The sequence below is a fragment of the Streptomyces sp. NPDC002467 genome, from assembly GCF_042889825.1.
Classification (GTDB): Bacteria; Actinomycetota; Actinomycetes; order Streptomycetales; family Streptomycetaceae; genus Streptomyces.
Genome location: NZ_JBIARJ010000002.1, coordinates 581,378 through 598,971 on the forward strand (window position 1 = coordinate 581,378; position 17,594 = coordinate 598,971).

General features: G+C 76.2%; 11 protein-coding genes. 7 read left to right on the top strand and 4 right to left on the bottom strand.

Annotated elements, in window-relative coordinates; genetic code table 11:
• Positions 1–52: 52 nt before the first annotated feature.
• Complete coding sequence (locus tag ACFYYJ_RS06000) at positions 53–346, top strand: hypothetical protein (protein ID WP_389128929.1); 294 nt, start codon at positions 53–55, stop codon at positions 344–346.
• 30 nt (positions 347–376) lie between these two features.
• On the opposite strand, the gene ACFYYJ_RS06005 is transcribed toward ACFYYJ_RS06000, so the two are convergent.
• Complete coding sequence (locus ACFYYJ_RS06005; protein ID WP_385366907.1) at positions 377–658, bottom strand: hypothetical protein; 282 nt, start codon at positions 656–658, stop codon at positions 377–379.
• Positions 655–1,368 (bottom strand): DUF1524 domain-containing protein, encoded by a 714-nt coding sequence (locus tag ACFYYJ_RS06010; RefSeq protein ID WP_389128932.1) that lies wholly within the window; start codon positions 1,366–1,368, stop codon positions 655–657. Before ACFYYJ_RS06010 ends, ACFYYJ_RS06005 begins: the two co-directional genes overlap by 4 nt.
• Positions 1,369–1,572: 204 nt before the next feature.
• Here ACFYYJ_RS06010 and ACFYYJ_RS06015 point away from each other — a divergent pair, with 204 nt between their 5' ends.
• From ACFYYJ_RS06015 to ACFYYJ_RS06035, 5 genes are all read left to right on the top strand, one after another.
• Positions 1,573–2,439 (top strand): DUF4132 domain-containing protein, encoded by an 867-nt coding sequence (locus ACFYYJ_RS06015; protein WP_385130357.1) that lies wholly within the window; start codon positions 1,573–1,575, stop codon positions 2,437–2,439.
• Positions 2,436–7,382, top strand: coding sequence for a DNA-binding protein (locus ACFYYJ_RS06020; RefSeq protein WP_389128936.1), 4,947 nt, complete (start codon positions 2,436–2,438; stop codon positions 7,380–7,382). Before ACFYYJ_RS06015 ends, ACFYYJ_RS06020 begins: the two co-directional genes overlap by 4 nt.
• Positions 7,383–7,450: 68 nt before the next feature.
• Positions 7,451–8,602, top strand: coding sequence for an AAA family ATPase (locus ACFYYJ_RS06025; protein ID WP_389128939.1), 1,152 nt, complete (start codon positions 7,451–7,453; stop codon positions 8,600–8,602).
• Complete coding sequence (locus ACFYYJ_RS06030; protein WP_389128942.1) at positions 8,599–12,549, top strand: DUF5682 family protein; 3,951 nt, start codon at positions 8,599–8,601, stop codon at positions 12,547–12,549. Before ACFYYJ_RS06025 ends, ACFYYJ_RS06030 begins: the two co-directional genes overlap by 4 nt.
• Complete coding sequence (locus tag ACFYYJ_RS06035) at positions 12,546–14,534, top strand: hypothetical protein (RefSeq protein ID WP_389128945.1); 1,989 nt, start codon at positions 12,546–12,548, stop codon at positions 14,532–14,534. The genes ACFYYJ_RS06030 and ACFYYJ_RS06035 overlap by 4 nt, the downstream gene beginning before the upstream one ends.
• Here ACFYYJ_RS06035 and ACFYYJ_RS06040 read toward each other — a convergent pair.
• Positions 14,524–15,012 (bottom strand): HAD domain-containing protein, encoded by a 489-nt coding sequence (locus ACFYYJ_RS06040; protein WP_389128949.1) that lies wholly within the window; start codon positions 15,010–15,012, stop codon positions 14,524–14,526. The two genes, ACFYYJ_RS06035 and ACFYYJ_RS06040, sit on opposite strands and share 11 nt — an antisense overlap.
• 66 nt (positions 15,013–15,078) lie before the next feature.
• Here ACFYYJ_RS06040 and ACFYYJ_RS06045 point away from each other — a divergent pair, with 66 nt between their 5' ends.
• Positions 15,079–15,783 (top strand): hypothetical protein, encoded by a 705-nt coding sequence (locus ACFYYJ_RS06045; RefSeq protein ID WP_389128951.1) that lies wholly within the window; start codon positions 15,079–15,081, stop codon positions 15,781–15,783.
• Here ACFYYJ_RS06045 and ACFYYJ_RS06050 read toward each other — a convergent pair.
• Positions 15,767–17,407, bottom strand: coding sequence for a carboxylesterase/lipase family protein (locus ACFYYJ_RS06050; protein ID WP_389128953.1), 1,641 nt, complete (start codon positions 17,405–17,407; stop codon positions 15,767–15,769). The genes ACFYYJ_RS06045 and ACFYYJ_RS06050 overlap by 17 nt on opposite strands.
• Positions 17,408–17,594 lie beyond the last annotated feature (187 nt).

Sequence of the window (17,594 nt, forward strand, 5' to 3'; positions counted from 1 at the left end):
CGCACGTTCCCCTACCCTCCCCGCGGCGCGGCACGAGCCTGGGGAGGGAACCTTGAAGAAGGCCACGATGTTCGTCCTGGCGGCCGGCGTACTGCTGACGGGCTGCGGCGAGGAGCCGGATCCCCGCAAGGCATACGAGACGGCGTACGAACACGCGCGGCTCCTGAACGAGGCGTTCGACGGCCGGGAAGCTCCGGGGAAGGACGGGCCGACCGCCCTCGCGCTGTGTGCGGGCAAGCGCGGAGGTGACGAACCGGAATCCGTTCGGCTCGCGTCCTGGTCCGGATGCGTGGACGGGGTCATGGGGAAGCCCAGCCGCGCCGACACGTACGAGCAGCGATCGTGAGACGTCACCGCGAGCTCCGGACGCTCCCGGTCAGGCGGGCCTCGTCCCGGGAGCCTGGGCCGCGCGACCCGTGCGGATCTCGGCGAGGGCGGCGGTGTGCAGCGACCGCGGGGCGCCGTGGTGGGGGAGGGGGCTGCCCGTGAGGGTGTACCACTCGTCGGCGTCCTTGTACTGGACGTCGAACCGGACCCGGTCCCCGGGCAGGACCGTCGTGCGCAGGGTGAGCGGGCCCGTGACGACGCCGACCTCGTCGGTCATGGCGCCGCCCGGCCCGGCGGTCACGTCGTCCTGCCAGCGGAGCGCGTCCGTCATGAGGCGCAGGTGTCCAGCATCGTGGTGAGCATCTTCTTCTCCGGTTCGGTGACGGTCAGCGCGTACGTCGACTTCACGGTGGTCCAGGCCCGTCCGTACTGGCACCAGCTCGCCTTGTCCGGCGGCTGCCACAGGTCCGGGCTCTGGTCGCCCTTGGAGCGGTTCGAGGCCGCGGTCACGGCCAGCAGCTGAGGGTGGGTCAGGTCGTTGGCGAAGGCCTTGCGCCTGGCCGCGTCCCAGCCGGCCGCGCCGGAGCGCCAGCCCTCCGCGAGCGGGACCATGTGGTCGATGTCCATCTTCGCGGCGTCCGTGACGACCACACCGTCGTAGAGGCTCTTCCAGGTACCGGAGACCGCCCGGCACTCGGCGTCCTGCGTGACGTCCGTGCCGTCGCGCTTGAGGATCACCTCACGGGTGTCGCACTTGTTCCCCTGCTGGATCCAGTGGGTGAACTTGTCCCGGCTGTAGCCGGCCATCGTGCCCGCCGGCGCCACCTTCAGCCCCGCCAACTGGGTGCGGGCGACCGCGACGCCGACCATGCCCGGCAGTACCTCGCCACCGGCGGGCTTCGCGTCGGCGGGCGGCGATGACGCCGCACCCGACGGCTTGGCGTCCGGGGCGCCGGAACCCGCCGTTCCCGAACAACCCGCCACCGTCAGCAGCAGCGCGGCCGCCACCACCGCACCGCGCACCCTCGTATGACGTCCCATAACCCCACCCCGCACCGGCCCCGCTCCACAACTGACCCCGGAAGACTACCCAGAACCGGACATAAAACCGGCCGGGGACCCTCCGGCGGGCGTTGTCAGTGCCGCTCGCTAGTCTCCCGACATACCGCAGCCCAGGGGGGATTCGTCCCCCCTGTCAAGGCTGCGCTGATCCGTTGGGTACAGGCAAGCGAGGGGCACGGTCTGATGGCATGGCTGGCGGCGGGCGAGGGGTACGAGATCTCCCTCGTGGAAGGGCGGGTGGCGGCGCGGTCCACCACCGGCCGGTCGGCGGGACGGCAGTTGAAGTCACTGCCCAAGGCCCTCAAGGAACACCCCGAGGTGGACCGGCTGCGCCGGCTCTCCGAATGGCTCGACCGGCACGCCGCGGCCTGCGTCGCCCAGGTCGACACCTGGATGGTGTCCTCGCTGCCGGTACCGACCGAGCTGCTCGCCCGGGTCTGGCCCGACGAGGCCTGGCAGAGCGCACTGCGTGACGTGGCCGTCGTAGGCGACGACCCCGACGAGGTCGGCTTCCTGCGGGACGCCACCGAGTCCGGCGAACTGAAGGTGGTCAACCTCGACGGCGAGACCGTACGGCTCTCCCCGCGCACGGTGATCCTGCCGCACCCGGTGCTGCTGCCCGACCTCGACGACGTACGGGAGTTCGCCGCCGAACTGGGCATCGTGCAGGGCGTCGAGCAGATCCACCGGGCCACCTGGCAGAAGCCCGACACGTTCACCGCCGGCGCCACCGAGGTCCGCGACTACGCGGGCGGCAAGTTCCCCACCCGCTTCAGCCTCGCCGCCCGCGCCACGAGCCTCGGCTACCGGGTCTCCGGCGGCTACGCCACCTGCAAGGTCCGGGACGCGGGCGCCGGCGCGGAGGCGGCGGTGTGGATCGGCGAACCGTACTACGACGACGAGACCACCACCGGTGCCCTGAGCTGGCACGACGAGAACGGCCGGGCGGTGCGCCTGACCGACGTCGGACCGGTGGCCTGGTCCGAAGGCATGCGAATGGCCGCGGCGCTGTACGCCGGGCGCAAGATCGAGGAGGGCACGGGAGCATGAGCACGGACCTGAAGGACGACCAGCGCGGCGAGAACGCCACCGCCGGCGGCGAGGCCGAACTGCTGCTCAAGGCGGGAGCCGTGCTCCCGCCCGGCACCCCCGGCGCCGGGGCCGGCGCCGTCGAGCTGACCGCGCGCTCCTACCACCACCCCGCCCTCGCCGACCGCGTGGTCGTCCGCCTCGCCCCCGCCGAACTCGGCGCGGCCGAGGACCTCGCCGCCGGGTTCCTGGGCCTCGTACCCCACCAGGCCGAGCCGCCCGTCGTCGGTCTGAGCCGCCGCCAGGCACTCGGCTTCCCCGAGTGGGTCCTCGTGCACCACCCCGAGGACGGCCACCACGCCCTCGCCGTCGTCCCCGAACTCGACCGCATCGCACCCCAGGCCAAGACCAAGCCCAAGGCCGCCCTCGACGCCTGCAACGAGCTCGCCGGCCGGCTCGCCGCCTCCGTCCCGCACTTCCTGCCCGTCTTCTACGAGCAGGCCGCCCGGATCTTCCTCGCCGTCGAGAACACCACCTACGCCTCCCAGCTGTTCGGCCGCGCCCGGACGGCCGAGGCCCAGCACGGGCTGAGCGTCGACGAGGACCGGCTCGACGCCGTCTTCCTCGAATTCGCCCTGGCCGGCGCCCTGCCGGTCAAGGTGCTCACCGGCTACGGCAAGGACCTCGCCGCCCGCGTCACCCCCGCCGAGGCCCACGAGCGCTTCCGCCGCCTGTGCGTGCGCCGCACCGCGGGCGGACTCCCGCCCTCCGCGCAGGCCGCCACCGAGCTGCGCCGCCTCGCCCGGGCCGCCGGCCACAAGGGCACCGAGCCCGAGCAGGAGTACCTCGCCGAACTGCTGCCGCTGTCCGCGACCCTGCGCGCCGCCACCGGCTGGTGGAAGGCCCACCGGACCGCGCTCGTCGCACTGGCCCGCCGCGTACCGGCCGCTCGCGGAACCCTCCTCGGACTGATGCCGCCCGGCGGCGACGTCGAACTGTCCGACCTCTGGCTGGCGATCCTGGAGGAATCCGGCGCCACCGCCGGGCTCGTCGATGCGGGCCTGCCCGCCGAGCAGCGCTGCACCGACGGAGCCGTCGGCTGGCTGGAGCGCTACCACACCGCCCGCCACTCCGGTTGGGGACAGCGCCCCACCCCGCCCGCCCTCCTCGACCTCGTCACCCGCGCCGCCGACCGGCTGCGCGCCGAACTCGCCGAGCCCGGCCGGGAGACCGGCCTGCGCATCGGCGTCCAGGACGTCGACCTGCTCGACCTGGTCCTCACCCTCGGCGTCCCCGTCGCCGACCCCGAGGAGAACGCCCCCCGGTACCACCGCCACGACCAGCTGAACGTGGCCGACTGGGCACGCGCCGACCAGCGCCGCGACCTGCTCGCCCTTGCCGCCGACCAGCGGTTCCGCCCCGCGTTCGGCCGCGCCCTGAACGCCTTCGGCGACGCGACCTCCGGCGGCGACGTCATGCGCCGCCTCGCCGCCTCGCCCGGCGGCCGCCCCATGCTCACCGAATGGATGCGGGAAGTCGCCCGCAACTCCAAGGCCGCGGGCCTGCCCGGGCTGCCCGACGCCATCAGCCGGCTGACCTGGCTGCCCGCCGAGGCCCTCGAACTCGCCCGCGAGGAGGTGGCCGAGGCGGCCGCCGCCGACCTCGGCGCGATCCTCGCCCGGACCCTGCGCGGAGGCCTCTTCGAGGAGTTCGTCTGGCCCTCGTTCGAGGAGGCGCTCGTCGAACTCGCCGACCGCAAGGCCCTGCACCGCACCAACCTGACCGTCGTCGAGGCCTGGCCCCACCTGATCGTCGCCAACGGAGTCCAGGTCCGCGTCATCGACGCCGACTCCACCGTCCTCGTCCACGACCTGCGCGTGCCGACCGGCGGCTCCTACCGGTACGGATTCCACTACGTCGACGGCGCGCTGCTCGTCTTCTGGTCCACCTGGGGCAGCGACGTCCAGGGCTACTGGCACACCGACCCTCGACACGTGTTCACCCTCAAGACCGACCGCGCCCACTGGTCGCTGCGCTCCGACGAGATCAGCCTGCCCCTGACCGGCGGCGGACGCACCGTCGGCGGCGGCGTCCTGCACGCCGGGGACACCGAACTGCCCGACGAGCGGTCCGTGCTGTGCGACGGCACCTCCTACTGGGTCTGGCGGTCCCGCGACAACGACCAGGGCGGCGCCGGCTGGTGCGAGTACAACCCCGCCGACGGCACCCACGGACGCTTCTCCCAGCCCGCCTTCCTCACCGACACGCTCGCCGTCCGGCGCCCGACCACCAACTTCTCCGCCCGCTCCGCCTGGCTGCGGCCCGCGCCCACCGTCGCGGGCTCGGCCCTCGGTGAGCCCGTCGACGGCCTCCTCGGCTGGTGCGCCGTACGCGTCTGTGACGAGGGCTGGTTCGGCACCGACACCGCCGGCCGCACCGTCCGCACCCCCGAGGACGGCAACATGCCCGTCGCCGCCCTCGCCTTCCCCGGCGCGGACCGGCCGCGTGCCCTCACCCACCGCTGGCGCGAACTGAACATCACCGACCCCGACGGCGTCGTCACCGCGCTGACCAACGGCGACCACCGCAACGAGGGATTCGCCACCGGCAGCGTCGACCTCCCGCCGCTGCCCTTCTGGTACGCCCTGCGCCCCCGCGACCCCGAGGGCTCCAAGGCCCTGCGCGCCGCCGACCGCGACACCGTCGCCGCGCTGCTCGCCTCCGCGGCCGCCGTGGAGAAGGTCTCCGACCTGCCCGGCCTGGTCGGCGCCGCCTTCCCGCAGATCACCGCCCCCGAGCTGGTCGGCGGCGTCATCGAGGTCCTGCGCTTCGCCCTCGCCCAGCAGAAGGCCCTGGACGAGGTCGCCGCCCGGCTCCACGCGGACCAGGACGCGGCCCGGCAGGAGGAGAGCGGCCCCGTCGACCGCCTGATCGGCGAGGCACTGGCCGGCCTCCTCGGCACCGCGTACTACTACTGGGGTTCCGATCACGACGGCGCCCACCGGCTCCTGCGCGGCCTCGCCGCCGCCCGCGCCGACGGCGACGCACCCGAGGTGCCCGGGCGCCTCCACTGGGACCTGCCCGCCCTGGAGTACTCCAACTTCACGTGGACGCCCTGGCTCGACCAGCCCGCCGCCCTCGCCTACCGCGCCGCCGGTTTCACCGCCACCGACGAACAGCGGGCCGCCCTGCGCACCCTGCTCGACGCCGTGGACGAACTCGGCCTCGACTCGGCCGCGGGCTCCGCCGGCCACTGGCGCCGGGTCCTGCTCCACCTCGACCAGCGCCACCTGCGCACCCCCGACGGCTTCGAACGCAGCGTCCACCACCGCAGCCTGCTCCCCCTCGGCGGCGGCGCCGTACTGGCCCTCACCGAGCACAACACGTCCGTCCCCGACGGGCACGAGTTCGGCGCCCTGCTCCACGACCCCACCGGACGGTTCGCCGTCCCCGGCCCCTACACCCTGCGCGGCGAGGCACCGCTGGGCGACCGGGAGCGGGCCGCCGGCTGGCTGCGCACCTTCCTCGACGCCGCCGACGAGCACGGCCCGGTGCCCTTCCGCCCCGAGGCCGCCGAGGAGTTCGCCCGCCTCACGGGAGTCTCCGGCACCCTCGCCAAGCTGGTCGTCGCCGGCCTCCCGCACATCGACGACCGACAGCACCACTTCCTGCCCGCGCCGCTGCGCACCGTCCTCGGCGTCAAGTCCGCCGACGCCGACCACGCCCGCGACGAGCTCAGGGAACTCGACGCCGACGTCCGGCGCGAGGTGGTCGCCGCCCTGCTGCCCGCCGACCCCGAACGGCTGTGGAGCGACGGCCCCGACGCGGCCGCCGCAGCACAGGTGTGGAACCTGCGCGTGGGACGACGTACCCCCGTACCCGACTGGCTGCTCACCGAGGCCGCGCGCGCCGTGAACACCGGGTGGTCCCCGCACCGCGCCCTGGCCGCGGTCGTCGACCCCGCGGCCTCGCCGGAGCTCTCCGCCGACGTGCCCTGGCGGGTCAAGGGGGACCGCGCCGAGCCCTCCGAGCCGGCCGCCGCGCCCTTCACCACGACCGTGCTGACCGGCGCACTGTGCACGGCCGCATGGCTGGCCCACCGGCTGCCCGCCGGCGACCCGGTACGAGCGGCCCTGCCGCCCGTGCTGACCGCCCTGCGGCAGCGGCTGGCCGCACCCGAACTGCTCCTCCTCATCGGCTACTACACCGACATCGCCGAGTTCCGAAAGGCGGCCGGCACCCCGACCGAAACCGTGGAGGGCACCGACGGCTACGAACGCTACGGCGCGGTCATCCTGCCCACGCACGACGACCGGCCCATGCCCGTGCTGCGCCCGACGCTGCTCGACTCCACCGGCCGTGACCCGTACCTCCCGCTGCTGCGCGGCACCGACCAGCAGCCCAGCCGGAACGAGAGCGCCCTGCGGCTCGTCCACGACCCGGCGTTCGCCGCGCTGCTCGCCGACCCGGGCGCCCCGGCGGCGGGCGGCGTCGACGCCGACGGCACCTGGTGGCCGCAGGACCCGAGCCGTTCCGTGCCCGACCTGGTGGCCGAGGCGACAGCCGCGCACGGCCTCGGTGCGGACGCGGCCGCCTTGTACCTGATGCTGCTCGCCATGCCCGACCCCACCGACCGCAACACGGCCCGCTGGACCGGCTGGAAGCCCGCCCGCCTCAAGGCCGCCCGCGCCGAACTCGCCGCGACCGACCTGGTGGTGGAAGCCTCCCGGAGCAGGGCCGGGCGCTCGCTCTTCCTGCCCGGCGGATGGTCGGAGCAGAACTCCCCGGTACTGCCGGTGGAGCAGTGGAAGCTCCCGATGTACGAGGCTGCCTCCGTGGGCCAGATGGTGCCCGCGCAGCCCGTCGCCGACCTGTACCGCAGGGCCTGGCAGCGGGTCCGCGAGGGCGACACCCCCCGCTTCGAGGAACTCAAGGTCAAGCGCACCCGCGCCCGCCGCCGCTGACACCCGCGGCGCGCCCCGATCCGGGGCGCGCCGCCCCTTCCTTCCCCTCCGTCCCAAGGAACACCCCCATGACCCTCACCGAGCAGCCCGCCGCCACGGCGCCCGCACGCCAGGTACTCCCGGCCGAGGAGCGGTACGCCGCCGAACTGGCCTTCCTCGCCGCCCAGGACCAGGGCCCCCGCCCGCCCGGCTGGGCCCTGACCCCGCGCGCCGTCGTCACCTTCGTGTGCGGCAGCGACGGAGCCGAGCTCGCCCTGCCCGGCGGCGGCACCAAGATGGCCATCGCCCCCAAGTTCGTCGGCGAACGCGCCCTCGTCGAACGCTGCGTGGTCACCCTCGCCGGAGAGCGCGGCCTGCTGCTCACCGGCGAGCCCGGCACCGCCAAGTCGATGCTGTCCGAGCTGCTCGCCGCCGCCGTCTGCGGTACCAGCGCGCTCACCGTCCAGGGCACCGCCGGCACCACCGAGGACGCCTTCCGCTACGGCTGGAACTACGCGCTGCTCCTCGCCCAGGGCCCGAGCGCGGGCGCCCTGGTCGACTCGCCGGTGCTCGCCGCCATGCGGACGGGGCGGGTGGTCCGCGTCGAGGAGATCACCCGCTGCCTGCCGGAGGTGCAGGACGCGCTCGTGTCGATCCTCTCCGACCGGCGGATCAGCGTGCCCGAACTGACCGCCACCGAGGACGCCGTGGTCAGCGCGGCACCCGGATTCACGGTCATCGCCACCGCGAACCTGCGCGACCGCGGCGTCAGCGAGATGTCCGCCGCCCTCAAGCGGCGCTTCAACTTCGAGACCGTCGCCCCGATCGCCGACGCGGACGCGGAGGCCACCCTGATCCGCCGCCAGGCCGTCGCCGCCGTCCAGCGGGCCGGGGCGCCCTTCGGCGTCGACGACGCCGTGCTCGACGCGCTCGTCACCGTCTTCCGGGACCTGCGGAACGGGCGCTCCGCCGAGGGCTGGGACGTGGAACGCCCCGGCACGGTCATGTCCACCGCCGAAGCCGTGCAGGTGGCGGCCTCGCTGGGGGTCTCCGCGGCGTACCTGCCCGGCGGTGACGTGCTCGACCTGCTGCCGGGGCACCTGCTGGGCGTGGTCCGCAAGGACGACCCCGCCGACCACGCCCGCCTCCTCGGCTACTGGGACGGCCCCGTCCGCCGCCGGGCCGAGGACGGCTCGGCGATGTGGCGCCGCCTGTGGGACCTGCGCGGGAGCCTGCGGTGACGCCTGACCCGAAGGCAGCGGTGGACGCCCTCGCGGGCTCCCGCACGCCGTACCTGCTCGGCGTCCGCCACCACAGCCCCGCGCTGGCGGCGGTGGTCCCGGCCCTGCTGGACGCCTCCGGCGCGGACGTGGTGTGCGTGGAGCTCCCGGCGGACTTCCAGCCGTGGCCGTCCCACCTCGCCGACCCCGAGACCCTGCCCCCGATCGCCCTGGCGGGCACCTCCGGGGACGGCCGCCTCGCGTTCTACCCGTTCGCGGACTTCTCCCCGGAACTGGCGGCCATCCGCTGGGCCGCGGCGACCGGCGCGACGGTCCTGTGCTGCGACCTCCCCCTGGGCGCGCCCGCCTGGACCACCGGCGACCGGGCCGCGCTCCCCCTCCCCGGCGTGACCGCGGCGATCCCGGGCACGTCCCCGAATCCGGCCGCGGCCTCGGACCCGTCCTCGGGCTCCGGATCGGACTCGGTTCCGGGTTCGGGCACGGCCTCGGGTTCCGGCTCGCCTACGCGCCCGGACCAGGACCGGGACGTGGGGTCCGGGCGCGGGAGGCGATTCGCGGACGGGCTCGCCGCCGCCGGCTCCGGGCGGGACGGGGACGACATGTGGGACCGGGCCGTCGAGGTGCTCGCGCCCGGCTGCGCCCCGGAGGCCGTACGCCGTGCCGCGCTCGGCGTCGGCTGGGCGTTGCGCGCCGACACCGCGGCCGTCGAGCCGACGGACCTCGCCCGCGAGGCCCACATGCGCGAGGTGATCGGCGGCGCCCTCGCCGCCGGCCACCGGGTGGCCGCCGTGATCGGCGCCTTCCACGCCCCGGCCCTGCTGCCGACGGCCCCCGCCGTGGCCACCTCGGACGTGCACCCGGCTGCGTCGACCGCGGCCGAGGAAAGCACCCGCGGCGCGTCCGCCGACGTGCCCGCGACCGGGGCCACCGGCCGCCGGCACGGTGCGGACACGGCAGTGGGGCAGGGACCGGCCGCCGGTTCCGGGGCAGGCGCCTCGTCCGGCCCGGTCCCTGCCGGGGCCCTGGACGGTTCCGGCGACTCGGCCGAAGGGCACGTGCCCGGTCCCCGGAGCGGCAGCGAACCGGCCGCCGGGTCCGCGGCGGCCGGCGGCACGCGCGATTCCGGTGACGTCACAGCGGCCGGCGCACCGGCGCAGGCCGTCACCTCGCTCGTGGCGTACTCCTTCGATCTGCTCGACTCCCGCTCCGGGTACCCCGCCGGAATCCGGGACCCGCTCTGGCAGCAGGCCGTGCTGGAGGCCGGTGGCGATCCGGCACTCGTGCGGGAAGCGGCCTCCGGGGCCGTCGTCCGGCTCTGCCGGGAGCTGCGCCGCGCCGGGCACACCGCGGGTACCGGCGAGGCCGCCGAGACCCTGCGGCTCGCCTGCGACCTGGCCGTCCTGCGCGGGCTCCCCGCGCCCGGCCGCGGCGAGCTCCTGGAGGCCGTCACCACCGTGCTCGGTCAGGGCGAACCCCTCGGCCGGGGGCGGGCGCTGGCCCGCGCCCTCGAGGCCGTCCTCGTCGGCACCGCCCGCGGCCGGGTCACCCCGCACGCCCCCCGTTCCGGCCTCGGTCCCGCCGTCGAGGCCGAGCTGGCGGAGCTGCGGCTGCCCGGCCCCGACGACCCGGCCTCCAAGGAACTCCGCCTCGACCCGCTCCGCTCCGCCCTCGACGCCCGCCGCGAGGTGCTGCTGCAGCGGCTCCTCGTCTGCGGAGCCTCCTACGGCGAGCCCGCCCCGGTCGCCGCCACCGGCGACGGCACCGCGCTCGGCACCAAGTGGCGGCTGTCCTGGACGCCTTCCGTCCCGGCCCGCCTGGACCTCGCGGGCGTCCGCGGCGTCACCGCCGCCCAGGCCGCCGCCGGAACCCTCCGCGACACGGCCCGCCGGGCAGCCGCCGACGGCGGGCCGACCCCGGCGCAGATCCTCGCCGGGCTGGGCGCCGCCGCGCGGTGCGACCTGCCCGAGCTGGTCGACGTACGGCTGCACGAGGCGGCCACCACCCTCCCGCAGACCGCCACCCTGCCCGAACTCCTCGACGCCCTCGACCTCCTGGAGGCCCTCCACCGCGGCCACCTCCCCGGCACCACCGCCGGGTCCCGGGCCACCGCGAGCGCGCTCACCGCCGACCTCCTCGAAGCGGCCGTGCGCTCCCTGCCCGGCCTCGCCGGCAGCGAGGACCCCGCCGACGCGGCCGCCCTCGTGGCCCTCGCCGACCGGGCCGCCGCCCACCGGCTGGGACTGCGTACGGACGAGGCCCTTGCAGCCCTCGCCGCCACGGCCTCCCCGCTGATGCAGGGCGCCGCCCTGGCCGTACGGGTCCTCCTCGACCTCGACCCGGCCGCCCTGCTCGGCTCCCGCGCGGCCGGATGGATCGACGGCGCGGCCGGCCCCGACGGCCGGCGCGCCCTCAGCCGTCGACTCGGCGGACTCCTCACCGCCGCGGGGCCACTGCTCCAGGCCTCCCCGGCCGCCCTCACCCCGCTCCTCGACCGCGTCGAACGCCTCGATGACGACCTCTTCCTCGACCGCCTCCCCGCCCTGCGCGGAGGCTTCGACGTCCTGTCGCCGGCCGCCCGCGACCGGCTCCTGGACACCGTCACCGAACGCCTCGGCGACCGGATCGACCTCGGCCTCGACGCCCCGCCGGCGCTCCTCGCCCTCTGGGCGGCGGCCGACGCGGCCGGACTCGCCGCCGTCCAGGCCCTCGCACTGCCGTGCGGGGCGGAGGTCGGCGTGGCTCCCGAGGCCGGTCAGGACCCCACCGCCGAGCGGGAACCCGTACGTTCCCCGGACCGACCCGCCCGACCCGCCCGACCCGCCCGACCCGCCCGGCTGGCCCCCGCCGACCGCTGGCGGCTGCTGCTCGGCCGCGAACGCGACCGCCTGCCCGCCGACGCCCGCCGCTACGCCCACGCCCTGGACGAGCTGTACGGCGCCGGACGCGGCGAAGGCGCCGGTGACGCGGGCGGCGCGGGCCGGGGCGGCGGCCAGGAGGCCTCGTTCCCCACGGCCCGCGAGTGGTCCGAGGAACTGGAGGCCCTCTTCGGCACCGACGTACGGGAAGAGGTGCTCGCCAGCGCCGCGGAAGCCGGCCGCACCGACGTCCTCACCCAACTCGACCCGGCGTCCGTACGGCCCTCGGTGGAGCTCCTGAGCTCCGTGCTCTCCCTCGCGGGCGGCATGCCGGAAGCCCAACTCGCCCGTCTGCGCCCCCTGGTACGGCGGCTCGTGGACGAACTCGCCAGGGAACTGGCGACCCGCCTGCGACCGGCCCTCTCCGGCATCGCCACCCCGCGCCCCACCCGCCGCCCCGGCGGCACCCTCGACCTGGCCCGCACCCTGCGCGCCAACCTCGCGCACACCAGCCGCCGCGCCGACGGCAGCGTGGTCGTCGTCCCCGAACGGCCCGTGTTCAGCACCCGGGCGAGCCGCGAGGCCGACTGGCGGCTGATCCTCGTCGTCGACGTGTCCGGATCCATGGAGGCGTCCGTCGTCTGGTCGGCGCTCACCGCGGCCGTGCTGGGCGGCGTACCGACCCTGTCCACCCACTTCCTCGCCTTCTCCACCCAGGTGGTGGACCTCACCGAACGGGTGGACGACCCGCTGTCACTGCTGCTGGAGGTCCGGGTCGGCGGCGGCACGCACATCGCCGCCGGACTCGCCCACGCCCGCTCCCTGATCACCGTCCCGAGCCGCACCCTCGTCGTGGTGGTCAGCGACTTCGAGGAGGGCGCCCCCATCGGCGGGCTCCTCGGCGAGGTCCGCGCGCTGGCCGCCTCCGGCGCCCACCTGCTGGGCTGCGCGGCGCTCGACGACACCGGCTCGCCCCGCTACAGCGTCCCCGTCGCCCGGCAACTCGTCGCGGCCGGCATGCCGGTGGCCGCCCTCAGCCCCCTCGCCCTCGCCCGCTGGGTGGGGGACCGCCTCCGTGGAGAAGCCAGTTGAGCACCGAACTGCCCGCCGTCGCGCCCGAGGTGCTCGCCGAAGCCGTCGAGAGCCTCACCGCGCGGCTGCGCAAGAAGCTGGACGCCGCCATCGAGAGCTGCGGCGCGGACGCCACCCGGGAGGGGGACGGCAGCGTCACCGTCGGCTTCGGCGAGGACGCCGTGGTCACCCTGACACCGGGTCCCGAAGGCACGGTCACCCGCGCCGAACAGGCCGTGTGCAGCTGCCTGCTGGCACCGCGCTGCCTCCACCGCACCGCGGTCCTGGGCGCGGCCCCGCTGGCGGACGCCCCCCTCGACCCCGACCCGTCCCCGGACGCCGAGCAGCCGGGCTCGGCGGCCGGGCCGCTCCCGGTTCCGGGCGGCGGAGGCTCCGGGGGACCTGGAGAGGCGGAGCCTTCGCAGGCTTCGCCGGGGTCGCCGGAAGGGCCGCCCGCCGCAGGCTCGCCGGCCGCGGAGCCGGCGCGGGCCCCTGGGGCCTCCCGGGCCGCAGGGTTCCCTCACGATCCTGGGGCCCCCGCGGCGGCGCCCGAGGCCCCCGCGCCGGCCAAGCCGCTCACCGCGCCCCAGACCGCGGCGGCCGCCGCGCTCTGGCAGGCCGCCGCCGAGGCACTCGCCGCCGGGGTGACGGCCGGGGGAGCCGTGGTCCAGGCCGAGTTGCTGCGGGCCGCGCACACCGCCCGCCTCGCCGGGCTGCCCGCCGCCGAGGCGGCCGCGCTCCGGGTCGTACGCGGACTGCGCGCGGCCCGCGAGCGCCGGGCGGGCCAGCGGCTCGCCGACCTCACCGGCGTCTTCCGCGCGCTCCTGCACACCACCGCGCTGCTCGCCGCCGGCTCCGCCGATCCCGCGCTCACCGGCACCTCCCGCCGGGCCTACACCCCGGGCGGCAGCCTCCAGGTGTACGGGCTGTGCCGGGAACCGGTGCTCTCCGCCACCGGCTACGGGGGCGTGGTCACCCACCTGCTCGCCCCGGACGGCGCCCACTACTCCGTGGCCGACGTACGCCCCGGGGGTCTCGCGCGCGCCCGCGGAGCGGGGTCCGCCTCGGTGGCCCTCGGCGGGGCCACCCTCGACCACGCCGGGCTCTCCCGCGGCGGTCTGCGCATCGTCGGCGCGACCGTCTCCCCGGAAGGCCGCCTCGGCGCCGGACGCTCGGTCAAGGCGACCCCCCTGCGCGGGACGCCCTGGACGGGGGAGCCCGCCGCCGCGCTCTTCGCCCGGCCGGCCGCCGAGGCCGTCGCCGGACAACTGGCCTCCGAATCGGAGGAGTCCGAGCCCGCGCTGCTCGGCTGCGACGTCACGGTGGTCGGCGCGGTGGGGGAGCACCTCGTGGTCCGAGAGCCGCACGAGGACGCGCCGCTGCTGAGGCTGCTGCCCGCGCACCCCCACCCCGAGCTGCCGCACGCGGAGAACCTGCGCAAGCTGGCCTCGTACCCGGGCCTCGCGCTCCGCGTGCTCGGCCGCCCGGACCTCGACCGTGCGGCCACCCTGCGCCCCCTTGCCGTGGGGCCGGTGCCCGGCGCGGAGTACACCCTGCGGCTGCCCGAGGAATGGCTCGGCCGCGCCGACCTCGGCTACGACCGGCTGCAGGGCGCCCACTTCCCGCACCCGTCCACCACGCCCGCCCCCGCCCCCGCCCCCGCAGCCGCCCCCGACCTCCAGGACCCGCTCACCGACTCCCCGTTGTGGCGTACGCGCCGCCTCCTGGAGACCGGGATCGCGGGAGGCCGCCGGGCCGTCGCCGAGGCCGCCCGCGCCGACGGGCCCGTGGCCGCGTACGGTCCGCTGCGCCGGGCCGGCCTCACCGCGGCGGCGGAACTGGCCACCGCCCTCGCCGCCGAGGCCGACCGGCGGCCCCGCGACGCCTTCGGCCGCCTCTCGGACCCCTCGGCCGACGGCTACGCCCGCGCCTGGCTGGCCGCGGCGACCCACCTGGCGGCGGCGGAACGCCTGCTGGTCGCCGCCTCCTGGGCGGCTACGCGGTGACCAGCCACGCCCGCAGCACGCCGAAGTCCGCGTCGGTGAGACCCTGGCCGGGATCGACGCGGTGCAGGAGGGCCCGGCCGGGGTGGTGATCGGCCACCCAGGCGAGGTCGGCGGCCGTGATCTCGTCGTCGACCCAGATGAACGGACGCCCGGCCGCGTGCCCGACGAGGCCGGGGGTCTTCCAGTGGACCCGGCTCGGCACACCGTGCCCGTCCCCCTCGGAGGGTTCGGGCCACTCCACCAGGGGGAGCGGCGGCAGGCCGAGCCGGGGAGCGAGGCACTCGTTGGCCTCCTCCATCCAGGTCGTGGCCCACACCAGCTCGCACTCCAGCGCCGCGAGCCGGGACCCGACCGTGGCGTCGACCCTGGCGAGCAGGGGATTGTCCTCGTCCCCCTGCGGGTACGGGCCGGCCCCGAACGGGATGAGCGGTCCGTCGACGTCGAGGTAGAGGAGCGGGCGGGCCGCGGAAACGGTCATGCCCGCACCGTACGCCGTGGAACCGGGCCCGGTGATTTCCCCTCTTGGCAGCCAAGGGGGAGCAGCATGACGCAGCGGAAGACGACGATGAAGACGACGACGGGCCGGGTCCTGGCGGTGGGGCTCTTGTGCGCCGTACTGGCCGGCTGCGGGACCGGACGGGCGGGACAGGCCTCGGGCCCCGCCCCGGTGCCCAGCCTGACACCGGAGAAGTGCGCGCTCGACGTACCGACGGAGGAACAGACGGGCGGGTACGCGGGGCCGCCGACCGATCAGGAGACGGGTGGGTACGCGGGGCCGCCGACCGATCAGGAGACGGGTGGGTACGCGGGCCCGCCCACCGATCAGGAGACCGGCGCCTACGCGGGCCCGCCCACCGACCAGGACACCGGCCCCGCCGGCCCGCCCACCGACGGCGACACCACCACGGACACCGACGCGGACATCGGCAACGGCGGTGGCCCGTGCGGCCCGGCGGACTGGTTCGACATGACCCGGGACTTCATCGCCTACACCGCCGCGCACCGCGCCGAACACGACGACTTCCTCGTCCGGCAGACCCGCGTCCGCAAGGTCCGCACCGTCGGCGAGGCGAACATCGTCTTCAGCACCCACGAGGTGGGCAAGGGCCGCGGCGACATGGCCCGGCGCATCGCCGAGCTGTTCTCCGCCTGGCGGCACGAGGTGTACGGGGACCACGGCACGCTGGTCCTCCGCACGAAAGACGGGGGCGGCGGGAGCGACGGGGTCGTCGTCACCGAACCCTGGTGACCCCCGGCCCCGCCCCGGCTCCCGGCCAGAGCGCGTCCCACAGCGCGCAGTGGTGCTCGGCACGCGCGTCCACCGCGCGGATCCCTTCCGCACCCGGCGCCAGCGCCAGCACCGAGTCCGGCCCCCGGTACCGGGGCCACCGCACGCCGCCCGGGCCCGGGTCCGGGCGCCCGACGCGGGCGAACGACGTCCAGTACCGGGTCATCCGGTCCGCCAGCTCCCGCTGCGGTCCGGCCAGCGGAGCCATCGTGAACAGATAGGGCAGCTCGAAGCCGTGCGAAGCCCCGTACGGCAGATCCGCGGGCTCCGGCAGCCCCGTGAAGTTCGGCGCGCCCCGGTCGCCGAACCGATAGACGTACGTCGGCACGTGCCGGGCCAGCGCACCGCCGTCCCGTAGCGTCGGACAGGTGAACGAGGCGTCGGACAGCACCGCGGCCCAGGCCACCGCGGGCGTCGGCCGGTCGGACACCGGATACGCCGCCTCGACGGCCCGCGCGGTCTCCGCGCCGAACGACCGCTCCAGCCGCGCCCGGTACGCGGCCGCGTCGGCGACCGGATACGCCGCCAGGGTCTGCGCGACGAAGACCCGCATCTCGTCGCGGGTGGTGCCCTGGAGCACCGGCACCCGGTGGAACCGCCCGCTCTCCAGGGCCCGCCTCGGCTCCAGCGGCAGCAGGTCGTTCCCGTACGGCACGAGCGAGAACCGCTGCATCAGCTCGGGGACCGCGAGCGTACGGGCGTCCAGCCGGCGCAGGCAGTCCAGCACCCCGCCCGCAGGTCCGTCGCAGCCGAGCCGGCGGGCCGCCCGGGCCCCGTCCGCGACGGTCCGAGCCTCGGGTACGAAGGGCTCGTACGTGCCCAGTTCGGGCAGCAGCGAGCGCGCGGGGATCGTCGTCGAGCACGAGCCGCTCTGCACGATCGCCCTGTGGAAGAGGCCGGCGGAGGCGGGTGAGGCGAGGTGGGCGCACACGCTGAGCGCCCCCGCCGACTCGCCGAACACGGTCACGTCGTGCGGATCCGCCCCGAAGCGCGCCGCGTTGGCCCGCACCCAGCGCAGCGCCGCCTGCTGGTCCGCGAGGGCGAGCGCGGGAGCCCCGCCGAGCTCGGGGTGGCCGAACAGCCCGAAGACGCCCAGTCGGTAATTGACCGTCACGACCACGACTCCGCCGCGGACGACGAGCCGCTCGGGTCGGTAGAGGTCCCCCGCACCGTTGACGAATCCGCCGCCGTGGAACCACACCATCACGGGCAGCCCCCGCGGGCCGCCGCCCGCCGGCGCCGTCACGTTGAGGAACAGGCAGTCCTCCGCACCGCTCGGCCCACCCGGCCCGATGGCCGGCAGCTGCACGCACCGAGCTCCCGCGGCCCCGGCATCGCGGACGCCCGTCCAGCGGGGAGCCGGCCGCGGCGGCCGCCAGCGCAGCGCACCCGTCGGGGGAGCGGCGTACGGGATCCCCTCGAAGGTCCGGACCCCGTCGTGCGCCCGGCCCCGGACCGGCCCCCGGTCGGTCTCCACCAGCAGCGGCCCGGGCGACGGCGGGGAGGCGGGCGCGGGCGCCGCACCGGTCAGGAGCAGCACGACGGGCAGTACGACGGGCAGTACGACGGGCAGTACGAGCGCCATGAGCGGAGCGGACCACCCCCGGCGCCGGGCACTCGTGTCGGGCACGGCTGACGCCCTTTCCCCGTGGGGGCCGGGCGGGCCCCCGTTTGCCCGCCCCGAATGGCGCAGCGAGCGGATTCGACCGTAAATGTAACAAAGCGTGCGCTTCCCATGACGCACGATGACCGGCGCGCGATGTGTAGACCCG